The organism is Micromonospora vinacea, from assembly GCF_015751785.1.
GTDB classification, from domain to species: Bacteria; Actinomycetota; Actinomycetes; order Mycobacteriales; family Micromonosporaceae; genus Micromonospora; species Micromonospora vinacea.
In genome coordinates this window covers 749,502-772,209 of the sequence record NZ_JADOTY010000001.1, presented here as the reverse complement: position 1 = coordinate 772,209, position 22,708 = coordinate 749,502, and the positions used below count along the sequence as shown (strand labels likewise).

Below are 22,708 nucleotides of genomic sequence, written 5' to 3'. Positions count from 1 at the left end.
TCGGCTGGGCGCGGCGGTAGAGACGAGGAGAACGACATGTGGCGGGGTCTGATCGAGGCGTACCGGGATCGGCTGCCGGTCACCGCTGCCACGCCGGTCGTCACCCTGCACGAGGGGAACACCCCGCTGTTGCCGGCGCCGGTGCTGTCCGCCCGGCTCGGTTGCGACGTGCACCTCAAGGTGGAGGGCGCCAACCCGACCGGCTCCTTCAAGGACCGGGGGATGACCCTCGCGGTGTCCAAGGCGGTCGAGGCCGGCAACAAGGCCATCATCTGCGCCTCCACCGGCAACACCAGCGCCTCCGCCGCGGCGTACGCGGCCCGGGCGGGGTTGACCTGTGCCGTGTTGGTGCCGCAGGGCAAGATCGCGCTGGGCAAGCTGGCCCAGGCGCTGGTGCACGGCGCGAAGCTGCTCCAGGTGAACGGCAACTTCGACGACTGCCTCGCGACGGCCGCCAAGCTCGCCCAGGACTACCCGGTCGCGTTGGTCAACTCGGTGAACATCGACCGGCTGCACGGCCAGAAGACGGCCGCCTTCGAGATCGTCGAGGCGCTGGGTGACGCGCCCGACATCCACTGCCTGCCGGTCGGCAACGCGGGCAACATCTCCGCGTACTGGATGGGATATTCGGAGGAGTTGGCCGCCGGCGCCACCACCCGCACCCCGAAGATGTACGGCTTCCAGGCCGCCGGGGCGGCCCCGATCGTGACCGGCCAGGTGGTGCCGGAGCCGTCGACCATCGCCACCGCGATCCGGATCGGCAACCCGGCGAGCTGGACCAAGGCGTTGGATGCCCGGGACGCCTCCGGTGGCCTGATCGCGTCGGTGACCGACCGGGAGATCCTCTCCGCGTACCGTCTGCTCGCCCGCGAGGTGGGGGTCTTCGTCGAGCTGGGCAGCGCGGCCAGCGTGGCCGGCCTGTTGCAGCAGGCCGCGGCGGGCGCGGTGCCGCCCGGTTCCACTGTGGTCTGCACGGTGACCGGCCACGGGCTGAAGGACCCGGAATGGGCGATCTCGACCGCGCCGGCGCCGGTGACCATCGCGAACGACCCGCTGGCCGCAGCCCGCGCCCTCGACCTGGTCTGAGCGCGCCACCGTCCGGGCGGTGATCGACGGCGGGTAGGCGGACGGCGGGGCGGCCCGGGGGCGGCGGGGGCCGAGGTATGCGAGTCCGGCACACTTTCGGGTATCCCCGCCCGCATTCTCGTTCAGGAGTGAGCCAGGCCGATGTCGCTGCTCGCCAGATTCAGCCTCGCCAACCGAGGGCTGATTGCCCTCATCGCGGTGGTGACCACGGTGTTCGGAGCGTTCGCCGTTCCGTCGCTGAAGCAGCAACTGCTGCCGTCGCTCGAGTTCCCGGCCGCGTTCATCGTGGCCCCCTTCCCCGGCGCCGGCCCCGAGATCGTCGAGTCGCAGGTGACCGAGCCGATCGAGAATGCCCTCCAGGGCATCCCGGGGCTGGACAAGGTCACCTCCACGTCGCGCGAGGGCGCGGCCACCGTGCAGGTGACCTACGAGTTCGGCACCGACCTCGACGACGTGGTCAACAAGATGCAGACCGCGCTGAGCCGGATCGACGCCCAGCTGCCGGAGGGCGTCGACCCGCAGGTCATCGCGGGTAGCACCGACGACCTCCCGGCGGTGGTGCTGGCCGCGGCCGGCACGGCTGACGAGCGGGCGCTCGCCGAGAAGCTGCGCGCCACAGTGGTGCCGGAGCTGGAGGGCATCGAGGGGGTACGCACTGTCGAGGTGACCGGCACCCGCGACAACGTCGTGGTGGTCACCCCGGACCCGGCGAAGCTGGCCGCCGCGAAGATCCAGCCGACGGCGATCGGCGCGGCGCTGAAGACCAACGGCGTGGCGGTTCCGGCCGGCGTGGTGACCGACGGCGCGCTGGCCCTTCCGGTGCAGGTCGGCACGCCGATCGCCACGGTGGAGGAGCTGCGCGGCATCGTGGTCGCCCCGGCTGCGGCACCGGTCCGCCTCGGTGACGTGGCGACGGTCGAGCAGCAGCTCGCTCCGGCCACGGCGATCACCCGGACCAACGGCAAGGACAGCCTCGGCATCGCGGTCACCGCGGCGCCGGACGGCAACGCTGTGCAGATCTCGCACGAGATCCGCGACCGGCTCGACGACCTGAAGGACGCCTCCGGCGCGGAGCTGACAGTGGTCTTCGACCAGGCGCCGTTCGTCGAGAAGTCGATCGAGTCGCTGACCACCGAGGGCCTGCTGGGCCTCGTGATGGCGGTCATCGTCATCCTGGTCTTCCTGCTGTCGGTGCGCTCGACGGTGGTCACAGCGGTCTCCATCCCGCTCTCCGTGCTGGTGGCGCTGATCGCCCTGTGGATCGGTGACTACTCGCTCAACCTGCTCACCCTCGGCGCGTTGACCATCGCGGTGGGCCGGGTGGTGGACGACTCGATCGTGGTGTTGGAGAACATCAAACGACACCTGGAGTACGGCGAGGAGAAGCGGCACGCCATCATCACCGGCGTCCGGGAGGTGGCCGGTGCGGTGACCGCGTCCACCCTCACCACGGTGGCGGTGTTCGCGCCGATCGCGCTGGTCGGCGGATTCGTGGGCCAGCTCTTCGCGCCCTTCGCGATCACCGTGACGGTGGCCCTGCTCGCCTCGCTGCTGGTGTCGCTGACCGTCATCCCGGTCCTCGCGTACTGGTTCCTCAAGCCGCGCGGCGGCACCGCGGACGACGAGGCGGTACGGCACGCCGCGGAGGAGAAGGAGCTGCGCAGCCCGTTGCAGCGGGCGTACCTGCCGGTGATCGGGTTCGCCACCCGCAAGCGGTCGACCCGTTGGATCACCGTCGGGCTCGGCCTGCTGGTGCTCTTCGGCACCTTCGGTCTGGCGCAGAAGTTGGAGACCAACTTCCTGGACGACTCCGGCCAGGACACCCTCAACATCAGCCAGGAGCTTCCGGCCGGCAGTGGCCTGGCGGCCACCGACGCGGCGGCAAAGCAGGTCGAGTCGGTGCTGTCCCGCACCGAGGGCGTCGAGACGTACCAGGTGACAGCGGGCGGTGGGGACAACCCGTGGGCGGGCGGCGGCGGCAACAACGTCGCCAGCTGGTCGCTGGCGCTCGGCGGTGACACCGACGCCAAGCAGATGCGCGAGGTGCTGCGCAAGGAGTTCGACAAGCTCGGCGCCGGTGTGGGTGAGATCAGCTTCGGTGGCGGGCAGGAGGCGTCCACCAGCCAGCTGGAGGTGATCGTCCAGGCCAGCGACCCGGAGGTGCTGACCCGGGCGGCCGAGGAGGCGCGGGCCGCGATGGCCGGCGTCCCGGACGTGGAGGACGTCTCCACCAGCCTGGCCGCGCGGGTGCCGCGGGTCGACGTGACTGTCGACCGGGTCGCCGCCGGTCGGGTCGGGCTCACCGAGGCCGCCGTGGGGCAGATCGTGTCGCAGGCGTTCCGGGGAGCGCCGCTGGGTCAGGTCGCGCTCGACGGCCAGCAGCAGAACGTGGTGCTGCGGTTGGGCACGCAGCCGCCGATGACAGTGGCGGAGCTGCGGGCACTGCCGGTGGGCCCGGTCAAGCTGGGGGACATCGCGCAGGTCACCCAAAGCGAGGGGCCGCAGCAGGTCACCCGCATCGACGGTGAGCGCAGCGTGTCGGTGACCGGCGCGGCTACCGGCTCGAACCTGGGCGCGACCAGCAAGGAGTTGCAGACGCGGCTGGACGGCATCAACGTGCCGGGCGCGAGTTTCACCATCGGTGGTGTCAGCGCGGATCAGGCGGACGCCTTCGCGGACCTGGGCCTGGCGGTGCTGGCCGCGATCGCCATCGTCTTCCTGATCATGGTGGCCACGTTCCGTAGCCTCACCCAGGCGCTGATCCTGCTGATCTCCATCCCGTTCGCGGCGACCGGCGCGATCGGCCTTCTGCTGGTCACTGGGACGCCGCTCGGTGTGCCGGCGCTGATCGGTGTGCTGATGCTGGTCGGCATCGTTGTGACAAACGCGATCGTGTTGCTCGACCTGATCAACCAGTATCGGGCGCAGGGCATGGGGGTCCGGGAGGCGGTGGTCGAAGGTGGCCGTCGCCGGCTGCGCCCGATCCTGATGACGGCCGTGGCGACCATCTTCGCGCTGCTGCCGATGGCGTTCGGCTTGACCGGCGAGGGTGGCTTCATCTCGCAGCCGCTGGCGGTCGTGGTGATCGGTGGTCTGCTCAGCTCGACGCTGCTCACGCTGATCCTGGTGCCGACGCTCTACACGATGGTGGAGCACACCAAGGAGTCGCTGCGGAGTCGGCGCGCACGGCGGCGCTCCGGCGGGTCGGCGGTGACCACGACGGAGACCGACGAGGTGCCGGCCCCGAACCAGGTCGCGGTGCCGAGCGACACGCCCGCCCCGGCTACGGCCGAGGCCACCCAGCCGGCCGGGCGACCCGCGCCGTCGGCCGCGCTGGTGGAGGGCACGGACCAGTTCGAGGTGCTGCGGCTGCCCCGTAGCCGTACCTCGCCACTGCCTCCGGCGGAGCCGACCGAGTAGGTCGAAGCGCGATTCGGAACGCCCCCGGCGGATTTTCGCCGGGGGCGTTCCCGGTCTATCCGACCGAAACACTCCGACTCGACCGACCCACACTTTGTGTAACTTCTTGCATACTCTTCGTGGATGGGTGGGGGTGTGGGTGGAGCGGGACGGGCGGACGGCCGAGAGGGCGCGCGGGTGGGGACGACGCGACCTGCTGCGCCGTGGCCTGCTGGTGGTCGGCGGTATGGCCATCGGTGCCGGGACGTCCGAGGCGTGGTGGATCACCCATCGCCGGATGCCGATCGCCGGCGGCCCCGCCAGCGCCACCCTCGGCAACGGTCAGCAGGACGTCCGCTCCGGCGCGCTGGAGATCACCTGGTCGGGAAGGACCAACCAGCGTCTGGTGGCCCTCACCTTCGACGACGGCCCCGCACCACAGTGGACCCCGATGGTGCTCGACACCCTGGCCCAGCACCGGGTTCCGGCCACCTTCTTCATGGTCGGAGCGCAGGTCCGCCGGCACGCCGACGTCGTCCGCGACCGCCTCACCGGGCACGAGGTGGGCAACCACAGCTGGGAGCACCGGGACCTGGCCGAACTGGACGCCGCCGAGACGTACGAGGACCTGCGCCGCAGCCACGACGTGATCACCGACCTGACCGGGACGCCGCCGGTGCTCCTCCGTCCGCCGTACGGCCACCTGGGCGGGGCGGTGCTGCACGCGGCGGCCCGGCTGGACTATCGGGTGGTGTTCTGGTCGTTGCAGATGGCGGAGCGTGAGTTCCCCGGCGATCCAGCCGGCCACGCCCAGCGGATCGTGGCCGGCGTCCGACCGGGAACGATCGTGCTCGGCCACGATGTGGGGGCGCGGCGGCGGCTGGTCGCACTGCGCGGCCTGACCGACATGATCAACGGGCTCCGGTCGCGCGGTTACACATTCGTCACGGTCTCGACGCTGCTGGGAGCGGGTGTGGGCCCGACACCGACCGGGTAGGGTCGCGCTCCGTGGCGTCCACCCTCTCGGTTCTGACCGGCAATCGGAGCTTCCGCAACCTGTTCCTCGCCGAGCTGGTGGTGTTCGGCGCCGACTGGTTCGTCATGGTGCCGCTGCTGGTGCTGCTGCCGCACCTGACCGGCAGCGGCGTCTGGGGCGCGCTGGTGTTGGCGGTGGACACCGGCATCGTGGCGTTGCTGCTGCCGTACACCGGCACGATCGCCGACCGCTTCGACCGCCGGAAGATCATGATCGCCGCGAACGTGGCCGCGCTGGCCGGCGTGCTGCTGCTGCTCGGCGTGCGGAACGCCGGAACGGCGTGGCTGGCGCTGGTTGCGATCGGCGTGGTGGCGGTCGCGAAGGCGTTCTACTCGCCGGCCGCCCAGGCCGCGCTGCCCAATGTGCTGGAGCCACACGAACTCGCCGCCGGCAACGCCGTCGCCGGCTCGGCCTGGGGCACCATGACAGTGGTCGGTGCCTCGCTCGGCGGCGTGCTCAGCACCGCCGCCGGCCCGTACGCCTGCTTCTGGGTGGCGGCGGCGGGCCTGGTGATGGCCGCGGCCCTCGCCACCCGGATCCGCCGGCCGTTGCAGGCGCCCCGGGACGCCGACCAACCGGCCCAGCGCACCTGGCCGGCGGTCCGTGAGGCGCTCGGCTACATCGGTCACCGCCCCCGGGTGCTCGCGCTGGTCACTGTCAAGTCGGCGGTGGGCCTGGGCAACGGCGTGCTGACCGTGTTCCCGCTGCTGGCCGGTGTGTATGGTGTCGGCCCGCTCGGGGCCGGACTGCTCTTCGCGGTACGCGGCGCGGGAGCGTTGGTCGGGCCGATCCTGATGCGCCGGGTGCTGACCAACCGGGCCTGGCTGCTGCCCGGGCTCGCGCTGTCCATGTCGCTCTACGGCCTGTCCTACCTGGGCACCTCGGTGGTGCGCTGGTTTCCTCTGGTGCTGCTGCTGGTCTTCGTGGCGCACTTCGCGGGTGGCAGCAACTGGGTGATGTCGAACTTCGCCCTCCAGGGTGAGGTCCCCGACCGGTTGCGGGGCCGCGTCTTCGCCACCGACATGATGCTGGCGACGCTGGCGATCTCGGTGAGCCAACTGGCGGTGGCCCTGGTGGTGGACACGGTCGACGAGCGGGTGGTGCTCGCCGGCTGCGGTCTGATCACCCTCGTGTACGCGGTCGGCTGGCGGATCGCCACGCGCCGGCTCTCGCTCACCGATCCGGCCGCCGAGCCGGTCCCGAACCCGGCCGGCTGAACTCGGCGGTCCCAGGCAGCGGGCGCGACGTCGGTTCGTCGGTGCCGAGCGCGAGGGCGTGTGTCAAAGCCCCTGACCGGCCTGCGGCGGCTCGACCGAGGACTTTGACACACGCCCTAGCATGAGCGCGTGCCGACGAACTTCGCCGCCGGGCCGGTCCGGGTCCGGGTTCCCGCGACCAGCGCCAACCTGGGCCCGGGCTTCGACGCGCTGGGTCTCGCCCTCGGGCTCTACGACGACGTGGCCGCCGAAGTCGCGTCCTCCGGCGTCCGGGTGACAGTGACCGGTCAGGGCGCCGGTGAGTTGCCCGACGACGACCGGCACCTGGTGGTGCGGGCCATGCGCGCCGCGTTCGACGTGCTCGGGGCCCACCCCGCAGGGCTGAGCGTGGAGTGCGTCAACCGGATCCCCCAGGCACGTGGGCTGGGCTCCTCGTCCGCCGCGATCGTCGCCGGGGTGCTGCTGGCCCGGGCCCTCGTCGTCGATGGGGAGCACCGCCTCGACGACGACGGCGCGCTCCGGCTGGCCGCCGAGATCGAGGGCCACCCCGACAACGTGGCGCCGTGCCTGCTCGGCGGCTTCACAGTGGCCTGGTCCGAGCCGGGCGGCGCCCGGGCGGTGTCCCTGCCGGTCGCCGAAGCGGTGCGACCCACCGTCTTCGTCCCGGCGGAACGCGGATTGACCGCGACCGCGCGGGCGGCTCTGCCGGCCACCGTGCCGCACGGCGACGCCGCGTTGACCGCGGGGCGGGCCGCGCTGCTGGTGCACGCGCTCACCACGGCCCCGACCCTGCTGCTGCCGGCCACCGTCGACCGGCTCCACCAGGATTACCGGGCAGCCGGAATGCCCGGCACGTTTGCCCTGGTCAGCGCGTTGCGCGAGGCCGGTGTGGCGGCTGTGGTCAGTGGGGCGGGGCCGACTGTGCTGGCGCTCAGCGAGCCTCCAGCGGGCTTCCCGGTGGGAACAGACTGGGAGATCTGGCAGTTACCGATAGACGTCAGCGGCGCACGGGTCGCACGGGGTAGACTTGGACACGCCGAGCGGGACCCTGTTGCCGCAGGTCGGAAGAGTTGATTACGCTCTAGACCTAGCACAGCCGCGAAGCACGCGATCTCCTGCGGGGCGGCGCACCCCCGAAGCTCTCGGCGGTCAGCCCGTCTACCCCTGCCAAAGGCCCACGCCGCACCGCAGTTTCCACAGGTCGCCGCAGACGGCGAGACCTGCTCACCGATGTTGGTGAGTCGGGATACCGACCGGCTGCTGTGTCACAGACTCCCGCGACGCGTCCTTGCGAGGCGGGTGCACCGAGGCCGCCCGGCCACCTGAGTTCCGACTCCGGGCAGTCCCGGCCTTATCGAGGGAAGGAATCCATTGAGCGACACCACCGACGTGACGTCGGATGTTTCCAACGTCGCTGGCGATGCCACCGCCGCCGCTCCCGCCCGTCGTCGGCGTAGCGGCACCGGTCTGTCGGCGATGCTGCTGCCAGAGCTGCAGAGCCTGGCTGCGTCGCTCGGCATCTCCGGCACGGCTCGCATGCGCAAGGGCGAGCTGATCGCCGCGATTTCCGAGCGGCAGGGCGGCAACGCCGCCGGGACCCCTCGACCCCGGGCCGAGGTCGCGGCCGCGGCCGCCCCGACCCGTGAGGGGGTGCGCGCCGAGGTGCGGGAGACCGCCGACCGGCCGGCCGCCGAAGGTCGCGGTGCCGAGCAGGCGCCGGCCGAGCCGGCCGCCGAGACCGAGGGCCGCACCCGCACCCGGCGGAGCCGGACCGCGACGGCGGAGGCCCGTGCCACCGAGGCGCGCCCCGTTGAGGCGCGTGCGACCGAGACGCGTGTGAACGAGACGCGTGCGACCGAGACGCGTACCGACGAGGCGGAAGCCGGCGAGCGGGCCGACCGTGGCGAGAACCGCCGCGAGCGGGCCGAGCGCCCGGAGCGTGGCGAGCGGACCGAGCGTGCCGACCGTGGCGAGCGGACCGAGCGTGGCGAGCGGACCGACCGTGGCGAGCGTGCCGAGCGGACCGAGCGTGGCGAGCGTGGCGAGCGGACCGAGCGTGGCGAGCGGGCCGAGCGTGGCGAGCGCAACGACCGGGGCGAGCGTTCCGACCGGGGTGAGCGGGCCGAGCGTAACGACCGACCCGACCGCGGTGACCGCAACGACCGCAACGACCGTGGTCAGCGCGCCGAGCGGGACAACGACGACGACGACGGCGAGGGTGGCGGCCGGCGCGGCCGGCGCAGCCGTTTCCGGGACCGTCGCCGCGGGCGCGGCGAGCGCACCGAGACCGGTGCCGACACCGGCGGGCGTGAGCCGCAGGTCAACGAGGACGACGTGCTCGTCCCGGTGGCCGGCATCATCGACGTGCTCGACAACTACGCCTTCGTGCGGACGACCGGCTACCTGGCCGGCCCGAACGACGTGTACGTCTCGATGTCCCAGATCAAGAAGTACGGCCTGCGCCGCGGTGACGCGATCACCGGTGCGGTGCGGGCGGCCCGCGAGGGCGGCAACAGCGGTGACCAGCGGCGCGACAAGTACAACCCGCTGATGCGGCTGGACACGATCAACGGGATGGAGCCCGAGGAGGCCCGGCGTCGTCCGGAGTTCTACAAGCTCACCCCGCTCTACCCGCAGGAGCGCCTGCGGCTGGAGACCGAGCCGCACATCCTGACCACCCGGGTCATCGACCTGGTCATGCCGATCGGCAAGGGCCAGCGGGCACTCATCCAGTCTCCGCCGAAGGCGGGTAAGACCATGGTGCTGCAGGCGATCGCGAACGCGATCACCCGCAACAACCCGGAGTGCCACCTGATGGTGGTGCTGGTGGACGAGCGGCCTGAAGAGGTCACCGACATGCAGCGGTCGATCAAGGGCGAGGTCATCGCGGCCACGTTCGACCGTCCGCCGCAGGACCACACCACGGTAGCGGAGCTGGCCATCGAGCGGGCCAAGCGCCTCGTCGAGCTCGGGCACGACGTCGTCGTGCTGCTCGACTCGGTGACCCGGCTCGGTCGGTCGTACAACCTGGCGGCGCCGGCCAGCGGCCGGATCATGTCGGGTGGTATCGACTCCACCGCGCTCTACCCGCCGAAGCGCTTCCTCGGCGCGGCCCGCAACATCGAGAACGGCGGGTCGCTGACCATCATCGCCACGGCGCTGGTGGAGACCGGGTCCATGGCGGACACGGTCATCTTCGAGGAGTTCAAGGGCACCGGCAACGCCGAGTTGAAGCTGGACCGGAAGATCGCCGACAAGCGGACCTTCCCGGCCATCGACATCAACCCGTCCGGTACGCGTAAGGAAGAGGTCCTGCTCGCACCGGAAGAGCTGGCCATCATCCACAAGCTCCGGAAGGTGCTGCACTCGCTGGACTCGCAGGCCGCGATGGATCTCCTGCTGGACCGGCTCAAGCAGTCCCGCACGAACATCGAGTTCCTGATGCAGATCGCGAAGTCGACGCCGGGGGAGTAACCATCCCCGGGTAACGACAAGGGGCACGGCCGTCGCGGCCGTGCCCCTTCGTCATGTCTCCGGGCCCGACACCGCGCCGTGAGTTGATGGAATTTTCCTTCGGTTCAGTCGACAGGTATTGAAACTTCTATTCATGGCCGGGTTGACTGTCGTCCATGCGTACCCGCAGACGATCCGCCCGCCGCACCGGCGTCCTGCTGCTGACGCCGCTGCTCGCCCTGGCCCTGTCGCCGCCGGCCACTGCCGCACCCACCACCGACCCGCCCACCGTGGCCTCGACCGCCGTGGCCTCACCCACCATCGCGGAGGACGCGCCGCCCGCGTCTTCCGGCCCGGCGGGCTCGGTCAGCCTGGCCGCCGCCCCGACGGTCGCGACCGCCCCGACCGCCGGCGCCGGTGGTCTGGAGCCGGCCGGCGGGCTGGAGACCACGAAGGCCACCCGGCCGGTAGCGCCGGGCGTGCAGCTGACGTCCTTCGACAGGTACGACGCCGAGGGCTGGCTGCGCGCCGACGCGCTCACCACCGACCTGGCCGGCGGCGCCACCGTCGACTACGTCAACTCCGGGGCGGTCAGCCGGGCCGAGCCGCTGCGGAAGGCGGTGGACCAGTCGCACGCTGTCGCCGCTGTCAACGGCGACTTCTTCGACATCAACAACTCCGGTGCCGCCCAGGGCGTCGGCGTCCGGAACGGCGAGCTGATCCAGTCGGGGGTCAGCGGTCACCGCAACGCGGTGGCGGTCACCACGAACGGGCTCGGACGGGTGATCGAGGTGAACTTCGACGGCAGCGCCACCCTGCCCACCGGGCCGGTCCCGCTGACGCAGTTCAACAACATGGTGCAGGCCGACGGCATCGGCGCCTTCACCGAGCTGTGGGGGACGTACTCCCGGCAGCGTGCCGTGGAGGGCGCGGCCCGGGTGGTCGAGGTCACAGTGACCGACGGTCGGGTGGCCGCTGTGGGAAGTGTGGCCGGTGGCGGCCCGATCGTCGCCGGCAGCACCGTGCTGCTCGGCCGCGACCTCGGCGCGGACGCGCTGGCCGGCCTGCGCCCCGGTGACCCGGTGGCGGTGGCCTGGCGGCCGAAGCCCTCCGACGGCAGCACCCTGCACGCGGCTGTCGGGGGCGGCAACGTCCTGGTCCGCGACGGCGTCGCGCAGAGCATCGCCGACCCGACCCTCGCCCCCCGAACCGCCGTCGGGTTCAGTGCCGACGGCCGAAAGATGATCATGTTGACAGTGGACGGCCGGCAGGTCGACAGCCGCGGCGTGACGCAGACCGAGATGGGCCGGATGATGGCCGAGCTGGGCGCCCACCACGCGCTCAACCTGGATGGCGGCGGATCGTCCACGCTGCTGGCCCGGGAGCCGGGAGCGCCTGCCGTGCAACTGGAGAACGGTCCCTCCGACGGCAGCGAGCGGGCCGTGCCCAACGGCCTGGCCATCTATGCGCCGAAGGGCAGCGGGCGACTCACCGGCTACTGGGTCGAGACGGCCAGCGACCCCACGGCCGCCCCCGGCGTCTCACCGGTGCGAGGCGGGCGGCCCGACCGGGTCTTCCCGGGGCTGACCCGCACCCTCACCGCATCCGGGTACGACGAGACGTACGGCCCGGCGGCCGGTGCCCCCACCTGGCGGGCGACCCCGGCGGTCCGCGGCCGGGTCGACAGTGGTGGCGTGTTCCACGCGGGCGCACCGGGGGCCAGCACGGTCACCGCCGCACGGGGGCCTGTCACCGGCTCACTGAACCTCACTGTGCTCGGCCCGCTGGCCCGGATCGGCACCACCGAGCCGCGGGTCGGACTGGCCGGCCGGGACGGTGACGCAGTGGTCGGCGTGGTCGGTTACGACGCCGAAGGCAACACCGCGCCGATCGAGCCGGCCGACCTCACAGTCGACTACGACCGGGACCTGCTGCGGATCACTCCCACCGGGGACGGCAACCTGTCCGTCGTCGCGCTGCGCGACACCGGCTCGGGCCTGGTGACTGTTCACGTCGGACGCACGAGCGCCGTCCTGCCGGTCACCGTCGGGCTGACCGACGTGCCGGTCGCCGGTTTCGACGACGCCGCGTCCTGGCGGTTCAGCCAGGCCCGCGCCAGCGGTTCGGTAGCGCCGGCGCCGGGGCACACCGGCACCGGCCTGCGAATGTCGTACGACTTCAGCCAGTCCACCGGCACACGGGCCGCGTACGCCGACCCGCCCGCCTGGATCGAGGTGCCCGGTCAGCCGCAGGCCTTCGGGATGTGGATCCACGGCAACGGCACCGGGGAGTGGCCCAGCCTGCACCTGCACGACGCCCAGGACACCCAGCACGTGCTGCGTGGCCCACTGATCACCTGGACCGGCTGGCGGTACGTGGAGTTCGCGGTGCCGGCCGGGGTGCAGTACCCGGTGCGGGTACGCCGCTTCTACGTGGCCGAGACGAACGCCGCGGCGCAGTACACCAGCGAGGTGATCATCGACGACCTGGTGGCGAAGGTGCCCCCGACTGTCGACGCGCCGGAGGTGGCCCCGCGTACCGATCGGGTGGTGATCCGCGACGGCACCGTTGACGGCGCGCCGTGGCGTTTCGCGGTGCTCTCCGACGCCCAGTTCGTCGCCGCCGACCCGGACAGCGACCTGGTCGCCCAGGCCCGGCGGACGTTGCGCGAGGTGCGGGCGGCCCGGCCGGACTTCCTCCTGATCAACGGCGACTTCGTGGACACCGCCTACCCTGCCGACTTCGCGCTGGCCCGGCGGATCCTCGACGAGGAGTTGGGCGACGCGCTGCCCTGGTACTACGTGCCCGGCAACCACGAGATCATGGGTGCCCCGATCAGCAACTTCGCCTCCGTGTTCGGTGCCACCTCCCGGGTGTTCGACCACAACGGCACCCGGTTCGTCACGCTGAACTCGTCCACCGGGACGCTGCGCGGAGGCGGCTTCGACCAGGTACGGATGCTCCGCGAGACGCTGGACGCGGCGGCCACCGACCGGCGCGTGGGTTCGGTCGTCGTCCTGCACCACCACCCGCCGCGCGACCCCAGCCCGGCGCAGGCCAGCCAGCTCGGCGACCGCAAGGAGGCGGCGCTGCTGGAGCAGTGGCTGGCCGACTTCCAGCACCGCACCGGCAAGGGCGCGCTGTTCGTGGGCGGGCACGTCGGCACCTTCCACGCCGACCGGGTGGACGGGGTGCCATACGTGATCAACGGCAATGCGGGCAAGACGCCGTCCACCCCCGCCGACCAGGGCGGCTTCACCGGCTGGACGGAGTTCGGCGTGGACCCGGTGACCCCGGCCGAAGCCGACCGGGCCCGCCGTAACCCGCTCGCCGAGGGCCCACGCTGGGTGGACGCGGAGTTCCACGCGCACGCCGACCGGCTCACGGTGGCCGCCCCGGCCAGTATCGCGGTCGGCGCCCCTGCGGCGGTCACCGCCACGCTGACCCAGCCCGGCGGGCGTACGGTCCCGGTGGCCGCACCGGTCAGCGCCGACTGGTCGGCCTCGCCGGGAGTGCACATCGGCGCGGCGGCCGGGGTGCGCCAGTGGCACACCGCCCGATTCGACCCGGCCACCGGCACCCTGACGGCACTGCGACCCGGCGCGCCGATACGCCTGACTGTCGAGGTCAACGGCGCCCGTGCCGAGGCCACCATCACCGTCACCGGGTGAACTGTCCGGACGGGCCCCCACTCGTGGGGGTCCGTCCGAACACCTCAGAAGTCGCCGTCGGCCACCTGGAAGACGGTGAGGCCGAGGGATCGCCACATCTGGACCACCTGGACGCGGTCGTCGAAGACGCCGGCCACCCGGTAACGGTCCCGGATCTCCCGGTCGTAGATCTCCCGTTTGACGATCGAGTCCTTCCGGGAGTCGCCGACGGCCCGCAGGTGCAGGCCCAGGTAGGGCACCCGCACGTGCCGCGCCAGCCACGCCTCGGTGGCCGCACGGGCAGAGGCGTCCCGCCCCGAGCAGAAGACCACCCCGTACCCGGCGGCGTGCATCGCCCGGACCGCCGCGATCACCGCCGTGTTCGGCTGGTCCTGGCCCACCCGGGTCATGTCGTACGGGCTGCGGGAGACGGCCAGCGCGACGGTGCCGTCGATGTCCACCAGGACGATCTCCGGTGGCTCGGTCGACGGCGGGTGCACCACCGCGGGGCGTCCGGTGCGGGCCTGCGGCACCGGCAAGGGCAACTCCCGCCCCTGGAGGTACCGCTCGTGCAGCCGGCGGATCGCGTCCGCGCCGACCTGGTCGGCGGCCGGGCGAGCGGCGTCGCGGCGCAGGCACTCGTCCAGCGGCACGTCGGTGAAGTCGTGCACCTCGAAGTCCGCGCCGTGGCGGGCGGCCAGCTCGGCCCAGCCCCGCAGGGTCCGCGCGCGCAGGTTGGTGTCGTCCACGCAGACGTCCGCCCGGGCCCGCAGCAGCGCCTCGACCTGAGCCTGCTGTACGGCTGTCACCTGCGCCTCGGCCCACTGGGTGAACAGCCGTTCGCCGTGCAGCATCCGGCGCAGGTCGTCACGGTTGACCCGCGACACGGACGGCTGGAGCGTGCGGGCGAACGTCGTCTTGCCCGAGGCGGGCAGTCCCCGGGTGGCGATCAGACGGGTCATCGGCGCACCTCCGGCTCGGCGGACGTACCCCGGGCGGGGTACCTGGCGGCGGACCGCCGGGTGCGCGAATGCCCCGCCGGGCGGCGGGAATGCGGACGGGTAGGCACGTGTTGACGATGCCGGACGAGGTGTGCGGCCCGATTACCGGGTCGGCTCAGGCCCATGGCACACTGGTCAATCGGCCACCGGTTCCGGTTCACGCCCGAGCCCGTCGCGTACGGCGCGACGAGCGATGACGGCGACCCGGCGACCACCAACGAGAGGACCGAGGCGAGATGAAGGCAAACATCCACCCGGAGTACGTGACCACCGAGGTCAGCTGCTCCTGTGGCAACACGTTCACGACCCGCAGCACCGCCAAGGGCGGGGCGATCCACGCCGAGACCTGCAGCGCCTGCCACCCGTTCTACACCGGTAAGCAGCGCGTTCTCGACACCGCCGGCCGGGTCGCGAAGTTCCAGCAGAAGTACGCCAAGGTTCAGGCCAAGAAGGCCAAGTAACTCCCCGTTCGGCGCCCGCGTCCGGTTTTCCACCGGACGCGGGCGCCGTCCGCTTTTCCCTCCGTTTTCCGCCCGGCCGCTGGCCTCCCGGCCCGGCCTGGTCGTCGCGCACCGTCGAAGGAGCATCCGCAGCATGAGCAGCGAGCGTCTGGCCGGCCTTCTCGACGAGTACGCGGAGCTGGAGAAGCGGTTGGCCGATCCGGCCATCCACGCCGACCAGGCCACCGCGCGCAGGGTCGGCCGCCGGTACGCCGAGCTGGTGCCGCTGCACAAGGCCGCCGACGAGTTGGAGCAGGCCCGCGCCGATCTGGCCGCGGCCCGCGAGCTGGCCGCCGAGGACCCGTCCTTCGCGGCGGAGGCGGACGCGATCGCCGGGTCCCTGCCGGTGCTGGAGGAGCGCCTCGCCGAGCTGCTCATTCCGCGCGACCCGCACGACGCCAAGGACGTGATCGTCGAGATCAAGGCCGGTGAGGGTGGCGAGGAGTCGGCGCTGTTCGCCGGTGACCTGCTGCGGATGTACACCCGGTACGCCGAGCGGCACGGCTGGGTCACCGAGGTGATCGACGCACAGGATTCGGACCTCGGCGGGGTCAAGGACGTCTCCCTGGCGATCAAGACCAAGGGTGTACCGGACGGCGGCAACGGCGTCTGGTCGCGGCTCAAGTGGGAGGGCGGCGTGCACCGGGTGCAACGTGTCCCGGTGACCGAGTCGCAGGGCCGCATCCACACCAGCGCCGCCGGGGTGCTGGTGCTGCCGGAGGCCGAGGACGTCGACGTCACGATCGACCAGAACGACCTGCGCATCGACGTGTTCCGCTCGTCCGGCCCGGGCGGCCAGTCGGTGAACACCACCGACTCGGCGGTGCGGATCACCCACCTGCCGACCGGCATCGTCGTCTCCTGCCAGAACGAGAAGTCCCAGTTGCAGAACCGGGAGCAGGCGATGCGGATCCTGCGGGCCCGGCTGCTCGCCGCGGCGCAGGAGCAGGCCGACGCCGCCGCCTCGGACGCGCGCAAGGCCCAGGTGCGCACCGTGGACCGCTCGGAGCGGATCCGCACCTACAACTTCCCGCAGAACCGGATCACCGATCACCGGATCGGCTACACCGCGTACAACCTGGATCTGGCGCTCGGCGGCGAGCTGGACGGGGTGCTGGACGCCCTCACCGAGGCCGACCGGGCCGCCCGGCTCGCCGGCGACACCGAGCTGACCCGCCGCTGACCGCGGCACGCCCGGACTGCCTCGCCGCGCCCGTCGATCATGGAGTTGCGGTGGGCGAAATGTCAGGTCGTGGGGCTTTCGTGGGGCACCACGACTCCTTGATCGACGCCAGCGCCAGCGGCAGCGTTGGCCGGAGGGTCAGCTCGCGCGGGGGCGGGTCTTGGCGCGGAGCATCTCGCGGTCGGCCTGCTCGAACGCGACGCTGAGCGCGTCGCGCAGCCCGCTGCCACCGGAGACCTCGGCGAAGCCGATGCTCACCCCGACCGGGGTGCCCGGCACCAACGACTCCCAGTCCTCCAGTCGAACCGCGGCCTCGATCCGGCGGGCCACCTCTGCGGCCTCGGCCATGCCGGTGTCCGGCAGCACCACCACGAACTCGTCACCGCCGTAGCGGGCCACGAAGTCGCCCCGGCGCATCACCCGGTTGATCACACCGGCGATGCGTTGCAGCACCAGGTCGCCGGAGTGGTGCCCGTGGCGGGTGTTGACCGCCTTGAAGCCGTCCAGGTCGCACACGCCGATCACCACCTGCTCGCCGCGGGTGACAACGGCGGTGATGTACCGCTCCAGCCGGCGGCGGTTGGGCAGCCCGGTGAGCGGGTCGGTCAACGCCTCGCCCTCGAAGCGCGCCGCCTCGCGGCGCATCTCCTCGTGGTCGATGCGGGCGGCGATGCCGTCGATGTAGACGTCGCGCAGCCGGTCGTTGCGCTGCGCGGCCAGCCGGAACGCCAGCCGGTCGGCCCGGTGCGCGGAGAGGTGGTCCCCGGCGCGGGTCAGCGCGATGCTGCGTAGCCGGGCCGGCTCGGCCGCCCCGAGGGTCTCGTTGGACACCTGGACGGTGTCCAGTCGGGCGACCGCCTCGATCGGCCGACCGTCGGCGACGGCGAGGCACACCTGCCCGAGCTGACGCAGGTCGCGGGCGCGGGCGCTGTCCCCACCGTGGCTGATCAACCGGGCCGGCTCGGGGCCTTCGGTCGCCACCTGGTCGCCGAGCGCGGCCTGTCGGGCCGCCGCGTAGCCGTAGGCGGCGAGACTGCTCGGGCGGAGCTGGTCGGCCCGCCCGGCGCGGACGAAGCGGGCCAGGTCGGCGGCCACGTCCCGGAGCACCCGCAGACAACCGTCGCTGTCGCCGTTGTGGTCCAGGGCCACGGCGTTGCGCAGCCGGATGCCCGGCGCGGCGAACGTCTCCTCCGGGATGCCGGCGGTCAGCCCGAGCTGCCGGGCCCGCTCGATGGCGCCCAGGGCGTACCCGTGGAAGCTGAGGTAGCTGTAGGCCATGGCCAGGTCGTGCCAGCCCCAGGCGGTGTCCCGGTCCGGGTCGGCGACGGCGCCCAGCGCGCGGGCCGCCCGGACGAGGTGCATGACGCAGCGGTCCAGTGCGCCCTGGTGGTGCGCGGCGAGCGCGGCCAGCGCGTTGAGGTGGCCGTGCAGGTAGGGCTCCGCGAGGTCGCGGACCGCCGCCGACGCCTCTTCGATGGCCCGGGTGAACTCCGCGGTGCGACCGAGATTGATCAGCGCGGAGAGGCGCTGCACCATCGCGTCCGCTCGCGCCGCCGGGTCGGTGGTGGTGCGGATCACACGCTCCAGCAGGACGTACGACTCCGCGGAGCGGCTGGCCTCCTGCAACGCCCGGGCGTGCGTGAGGGCGTCAACCTGGTCATCGACCCGGTCGAGCCAGCCCACCCGCCAACCTCCTGTCGTGCGCGCCTGGGCGCACCTGTTCGTCGCGTCGCCCGCGACGCTTCATGATTATGTCGTGAGTACTTTGCCGCAACACCCCCCCGAAGGGACAGGCCCCATCCGGCCGTCCGCCGCGGTGGCCCGAGCGGCCCGCGCGCTCGCCGCCGCCGGGGTCGCCTCCGCCCGGGTGGAGGCCGAGGTGCTGGCGGCGTACGTGCTGGGAGTTCCCCGGGGTCGGCTGGCTCTCGCCGACGACCTCGGCGACGACCAGTTGGCGCGGCTCGACGAGCTGACCCGCCGCCGCGCCGCGCGTGAGCCGTTGCAGCACCTGACCGGCCGGGCCGGGTTCCGGCACCTGGAACTGTCGGTCGGCCCGGGTGTCTTCGTGCCCCGGCCGGAGACCGAGCTGTTGGCCGGCTGGGGCGTCGAGCAGGCCCAGGGCCGGCCCGACCCGGTGGTGGTGGACCTGTGCAGCGGCTCGGGCGCGATCGCGCTGGCGGTTGCCCAGGAGGTGCCGGGGGCGCGGGTGATCGCTGTGGAGCGGTCCCCGGCGGCGCTGGCCTGGCTGCGGCGCAACGCGGCGGAGCGCGCCGCGGCGGGGGACCGGCCGATCGAGGTGGTCGAGGCCGACGTGACAGCGCAGGACCTGCTGGCGGAGCTGGTGGGCCGGGTGGACGTGCTGCTCTGCAACCCGCCGTACGTGCCGGACGACGTGGTGGTCCCGCCGGAGGTGGCCGGGCACGACCCGGCGGAGGCGGTCTTCGGCGGCGCGGACGGTCTGGTGGTGATCCGGCCGGTGGTCGCCCGGGCGGCGGTGCTGTTGCGCCCGGGGGGCGTGTTCGGCGTGGAGCACGACGACACCCACGGCGCGGCGGTGCCCAGGCTGCTCGTCGAGGACGGCGGCTTCACCGCTGTCGCGGAGCATCTGGACCTCACCGGGCGTCCCCGCTACGCCACCGCGTCCCGACGGGCGGACGGCCAGCACGCCCCGATCGGGGCGGCGTGGCAGACTGACTCCTCGTGATGCTCTACGACTGCCGGTCGCCCGCCGATCGGGACCGCGGCATCGCTGCGGCGATCGAGGCGGTCAAGAACGGCGAGCTGGTCGTTCTCCCGACGGACACCGTGTACGGGATCGGAGCGGACGCGTTCACCCCGTACGCGGTGAAGGCGCTGCTGGATGCCAAGGGCCGGGGTCGGCAGATGCCGCCGCCGGTGCTGATCGGCTCGCGGCACACCCTGGACGGGTTGGTCTTCTCGCTGCCCACCGCCGCTCGCGACCTCGTGGAGGCGTTCTGGCCGGGTGCCCTGACGATCGTTGTCGAGCACTCGCCGAGCCTCCAGTGGGATCTGGGCGACAAGACCGGCACGGTGGCGGTGCGGATGCCGCTGCACCCGGTGGCGTTGGAGGTGCTGCGCGAGACCGGCCCGATGGCGGTCTCGTCGGCCAACAAGACCGGCCAGCCGGCCGCGGTCACCGCCGACGAGGCGCGTGACCAGCTCAGCTACTCGGTGCGGGCCTATCTGGAGGCCGGGCCCTGCCCGGACCCGGTGCCCAGCACGATCGTGGATCTGACCGGTGAGGTGCCGCAGCTGTTGCGGGCCGGGGCGATCCCGTTGGAGAAGCTGCGCGACGTGGTTCCGGATCTCGTCGACGGTCGGGCGGTCTGAGTGCCCCCGTTCACCGTTCTGCACGTCTGCATGGGCAACATCTGCCGCTCGCCGATGGCGGAGCGGCTGCTCGCCCTGGCGGTGCGGGAGCGGCTGACCCGGCGTGCGCAGGACCCGGCTCAGGCCGAGGAGCTGGTGCACAGCCACAGCGCCGGCACGGGTGGCTGGCACGCGGGTGAGGAGATGAACCCGCCGGCGGCCCGGCAGGTCACCGGCCGTGGTGGGGACGTGGCGGGGTTCGCCGCGCGCAAGCTGCGCTCGGACCACATCGACGCCGCCGACCTGGTCCTGACCGCGACCGCCGACCAGCAGGAGTACGTGGTGGCGCTTCGTCCGGACGCGGCGGCCCGCACGTTCGTGCTGGGTGAGTTCGGCCGGCTGCTGGCCGCTGTGGACGCTGCCGCGCTGCCGCCGGGTGACGCCACCCCGGAGGCCGTGTACGCCCGGGGGGTGGCCCTGGTGGCGGCGGCTCACGACGCGCGGCTGGGCGCTTCGGCGCTGACCACCGATGATCTGGACGACCCGTGGGGTCGTGGCGACCAGTGCTTCAGCCGGGTCGCCGACGAGATCGAGGAGACGGTCCACCCGCTGGCCGGCGCGCTGCTGCCCTGAGCGTGGTGCGAGTTTCCTCCGGGTTTGTGGAAAACCCAGGGCTAAAGGGGCATTCCGGGTCATTCTGAACGGGTCCTAGCGTGACCGGCTCCTGCGGGGAGAGCTGATGATCCGGGCCCAACTCGACAAACTGCTGACCGTGGTGATCGCCGGAGTGCTGGCCGGACTGGTGCTGGCCGCCGCCGCCCTGCCCGTGGCCCTGGTCTTCGGGATCGGCTTCAGCGCCCTGTCGACGCCGTACTCGGAGCTGCCGAACACACTCCGGACGCCGCCCACCGCGCAGCGCTCCAACCTCTACGCCAACGACGGCACCACAGTGATCACCTCCTTCTACCAGGAGGACCGGGTGGACGTGCCGCTGCACGAGGTGGCTCCGGTGATGCGACAGGCGATCGTCGCCGCCGAGGACGTCCGGTTCTACCAGCACAGCGGGGTCGACCTGCGGGGCGTGGTGCGCGCGTTCACAGTCAACAAGCGCGACGGCCAGACCCGGCAGGGCGCCTCCACGCTGACCATGCAGTACGTCCGCAACGTGCTCAGCAACGACCCCCGGCTGACCGAGGCGCAGCGGGACGCCGCCACCGAACTCACCACCGTCCGCAAGCTCCAGGAGATGCGGTACGCGCTCGCGTTGGAGCGGGAACTCGACAAGGACGAGATTCTGACCCGCTACCTGAACATCGCCTACTTCGGCGCCGGGGCGTACGGCATCGCGGCGGCCAGTAAGCGGTACTTCTCCCGCTCCCCGGCCGAGTTGACCCTGGCCCAGGCGGCACTGCTCGCCGGTCTGGTGCGTTCGCCGGACAGCGACGATCCGATCAACGGCGACGCCGACAGCGCTGTGGCCCGGCGGTCGTACGTGTTGGAGCGGCTGGTGGAGTCGGGGCAGGTGCCGGCGGACGCGGCGGCGGCGGCGCGCGCCGAGCCGTTGCAACTGCGGCCCAGCGAGACCCCGAACGACTGCACGGGCGTGCCCGACGCGCACAACGACTGGGGCTTCTTCTGCGACTGGTTCACCCGCTGGTGGAGCAGCCAGTCGGCGTTCGGGGCGACCGCCGACGAGCGGCAGCGCGCGCTGCGCCGGGGCGGTTTCTCGATCGTGTCGTCGCTGGATCCGGGAGTGCAGCGGGCCACCACCGAGCAGGTACTGAAGATCTATCCGACGACCAGGGCCGAGGCGGTGCCCACCGCCGTGGTGCAACCGGGCACCGGGCGGGTGCTGGCGATGTCGGTGAACCGGGCCTACAGCGTGGCGGACAACCCGGTCGGGCAGAAGAACCGCCCGAACACCGTCAACCAGTTGATCGCCGGCGGCGGCGCGATCGAGGGGTACCAGGGCGGTTCGACGTTCAAGCTCTTCACCCTGCTGGCCGCGCTGGAGTCCGGCCTGCCGCTGTCGACCGACTTCGTGGCGCCCACCCAGTTGCTCACCCGCTTCCCGGTGACCGGGCAGGCGAGCTGCGACGGACGGTGGTGCCCGGCGAACGCCAGCCCGTCGTCGATGGACGGCCCCCGCACCATGTGGAGCGCGTTCGGCCGCTCGGTGAACACCTACTTCGCCTGGCTCACCGAGAAGGTCGGCGCCGACCGGGTGGTGGAGATGGCCGAGCGGCTCGGCATCGTGCTGCGGGCCGAGTCCGACGCCAAGCTGGCCCGCTACGGGGCGAAGGACTGGGGTCCGTTCACCCTGGGCGTGGCCGCGACCACCCCGTTGGACCTGGCTGGCGCGTACGCCACCGTGGCGGCCGAGGGGACCTGGTGCGCGCCGCTTCCGGTGGTCTCGATCACCGACTCGGCCGGCCGGCCGGTCGACGCCGCCAAGCCGGACTGCCGACAGGTGCTCGACCCCGACGTGGCGCGGGCGGCCACCGACGCGGCCCGCTGCCCGGTCGGCGACCAGTCGATGTACGGGCGCTGTGACGGCGCCACCGCACCCGGGTTGCGGGCGAAGCTCGGCCGCCCGGTGGCGGGCAAGACCGGCAGCTCGGAGCGGTACGAGACGGAGACGGTGGTGGCGTTCACGCCGCAGCTCGCGGTCGCCTCGATGGCCGCGAACCCGGACGATCCCCGGGACGCGGTCGGTCAGGCGGTGCAGGCCCAGATGGTGAACGCGGTCGGTGAGGTGCTCGCCTTCGCCCTGCGCGACCAACCGGTCCGCGACTTCGTCCCGCCGAGCGAACGAGCCGCCTTCCAGGCCCGACCCCAAGCCGGCAACTGACC

15 protein-coding genes are annotated in these 22,708 nt (G+C 72.4%); 13 read left to right on the top strand and 2 right to left on the bottom strand.

Translation table 11 applies throughout. The features are described from left to right. Positions 1-36: 36 nt before the first annotated feature. The 7 genes from thrC to IW249_RS03700 all read left to right on the top strand — a co-directional run bounded on the left by thrC (position 37) and on the right by IW249_RS03700 (position 13,862). Positions 37-1,086 carry a threonine synthase gene (gene thrC / locus IW249_RS03730; RefSeq protein WP_196919509.1) on the top strand — a complete coding sequence of 350 codons (1,050 nt, stop codon included), beginning with the start codon at positions 37-39 and terminating at the stop codon, positions 1,084-1,086. A 141-nt stretch (positions 1,087-1,227) separates the two neighbouring features. After that, entirely contained in the window at positions 1,228-4,506 is a 3,279-nt protein-coding gene (locus IW249_RS03725) for an efflux RND transporter permease subunit (protein WP_196919508.1), read from the top strand. 127 nt (positions 4,507-4,633) lie between these two features. Then, positions 4,634-5,482, top strand: a complete 849-nt coding sequence (locus IW249_RS03720) for a polysaccharide deacetylase family protein (protein WP_307788506.1) — start codon at positions 4,634-4,636, stop codon at positions 5,480-5,482. A gap of 11 nt (positions 5,483-5,493) precedes the next feature. Further along, complete coding sequence (locus tag IW249_RS03715; protein ID WP_196919507.1) at positions 5,494-6,738, top strand: MFS transporter; 1,245 nt, start codon at positions 5,494-5,496, stop codon at positions 6,736-6,738. Positions 6,739-6,867: 129 nt separating this feature from the next. Then, complete coding sequence (thrB, locus tag IW249_RS03710) at positions 6,868-7,812, top strand: homoserine kinase (RefSeq protein WP_196919506.1); 945 nt, start codon at positions 6,868-6,870, stop codon at positions 7,810-7,812. Positions 7,813-8,109: 297 nt separating this feature from the next. Next, positions 8,110-10,212: a transcription termination factor Rho gene (gene rho / locus IW249_RS03705; RefSeq protein ID WP_196919505.1), complete on the top strand. Its 2,103-nt coding sequence runs from the start codon at positions 8,110-8,112 to the stop codon at positions 10,210-10,212. A gap of 155 nt (positions 10,213-10,367) precedes the next feature. Further along, on the top strand, positions 10,368-13,862 hold the full coding sequence (locus tag IW249_RS03700) for a phosphodiester glycosidase family protein (protein ID WP_196919504.1): 3,495 nt from the start codon (positions 10,368-10,370) through the stop codon (positions 13,860-13,862). 44 nt (positions 13,863-13,906) lie between these two features. Here the strand turns inward: IW249_RS03700 and IW249_RS03695 are convergent, their stop codons facing one another. Then, a complete protein-coding gene (locus tag IW249_RS03695) occupies positions 13,907-14,803 on the bottom strand; it encodes a phosphatase domain-containing protein (protein ID WP_196919503.1) in 897 nt (298 codons plus the stop codon). Between the two features lie 275 nt (positions 14,804-15,078). On the opposite strand from IW249_RS03695, the gene rpmE reads away from it, so the two are divergent. Then, positions 15,079-15,303 (top strand): 50S ribosomal protein L31, encoded by a 225-nt coding sequence (rpmE, locus tag IW249_RS03690; RefSeq protein ID WP_030333150.1) that lies wholly within the window; start codon positions 15,079-15,081, stop codon positions 15,301-15,303. A gap of 133 nt (positions 15,304-15,436) precedes the next feature. Continuing rightward, positions 15,437-16,525 carry a peptide chain release factor 1 gene (gene prfA / locus IW249_RS03685; protein ID WP_196919502.1) on the top strand — a complete coding sequence of 363 codons (1,089 nt, stop codon included), beginning with the start codon at positions 15,437-15,439 and terminating at the stop codon, positions 16,523-16,525. Positions 16,526-16,663: 138 nt separating this feature from the next. Here prfA and IW249_RS03680 read toward each other — a convergent pair whose 3' ends face one another. Further along, entirely contained in the window at positions 16,664-18,208 is a 1,545-nt protein-coding gene (locus tag IW249_RS03680) for a GGDEF domain-containing protein (protein WP_196919501.1), read from the bottom strand. 73 nt (positions 18,209-18,281) lie between these two features. On the opposite strand from IW249_RS03680, the gene prmC reads away from it, so the two are divergent. The 4 genes from prmC (at position 18,282) to IW249_RS03660 (ending at position 22,706) form a co-directional block, all read left to right on the top strand. Next, positions 18,282-19,229 carry a peptide chain release factor N(5)-glutamine methyltransferase gene (prmC, locus tag IW249_RS03675; protein ID WP_196919500.1) on the top strand — a complete coding sequence of 316 codons (948 nt, stop codon included), beginning with the start codon at positions 18,282-18,284 and terminating at the stop codon, positions 19,227-19,229. Further along, positions 19,229-19,876 carry an L-threonylcarbamoyladenylate synthase gene (locus IW249_RS03670; protein ID WP_091406475.1) on the top strand — a complete coding sequence of 216 codons (648 nt, stop codon included), beginning with the start codon at positions 19,229-19,231 and terminating at the stop codon, positions 19,874-19,876. Before prmC ends, IW249_RS03670 begins: the two co-directional genes overlap by 1 nt. Beyond that, positions 19,877-20,488 carry an arsenate reductase/protein-tyrosine-phosphatase family protein gene (locus IW249_RS03665; RefSeq protein WP_196919499.1) on the top strand — a complete coding sequence of 204 codons (612 nt, stop codon included), beginning with the start codon at positions 19,877-19,879 and terminating at the stop codon, positions 20,486-20,488. It abuts the gene before it with no gap. A 106-nt stretch (positions 20,489-20,594) separates the two neighbouring features. Beyond that, complete coding sequence (locus IW249_RS03660) at positions 20,595-22,706, top strand: transglycosylase domain-containing protein (RefSeq protein WP_196919498.1); 2,112 nt, start codon at positions 20,595-20,597, stop codon at positions 22,704-22,706. Positions 22,707-22,708 lie beyond the last annotated feature (2 nt).

What these genes read in the sequence shown, in the direction of transcription:
- thrC (WP_196919509.1), top strand. Translation starts at nt 37, where the DNA reads ATGTGGCGGGGTCTGATCGAGGCGTACCGGGATCGGCTGCCGGTCACC.
- IW249_RS03725 (WP_196919508.1), top strand. Translation starts at nt 1,228, where the DNA reads ATGTCGCTGCTCGCCAGATTCAGCCTCGCCAACCGAGGGCTGATTGCC.
- IW249_RS03700 (WP_196919504.1), top strand. Translation starts at nt 10,368, where the DNA reads ATGCGTACCCGCAGACGATCCGCCCGCCGCACCGGCGTCCTGCTGCTG.
- IW249_RS03695 (WP_196919503.1), bottom strand. Translation starts at nt 14,803, where the DNA reads ATGACCCGTCTGATCGCCACCCGGGGACTGCCCGCCTCGGGCAAGACG.
- rpmE (WP_030333150.1), top strand. Translation starts at nt 15,079, where the DNA reads ATGAAGGCAAACATCCACCCGGAGTACGTGACCACCGAGGTCAGCTGC.
- prfA (WP_196919502.1), top strand. Translation starts at nt 15,437, where the DNA reads ATGAGCAGCGAGCGTCTGGCCGGCCTTCTCGACGAGTACGCGGAGCTG.
- IW249_RS03670 (WP_091406475.1), top strand. Translation starts at nt 19,229, where the DNA reads ATGCTCTACGACTGCCGGTCGCCCGCCGATCGGGACCGCGGCATCGCT.
- IW249_RS03660 (WP_196919498.1), top strand. Translation starts at nt 20,595, where the DNA reads ATGATCCGGGCCCAACTCGACAAACTGCTGACCGTGGTGATCGCCGGA.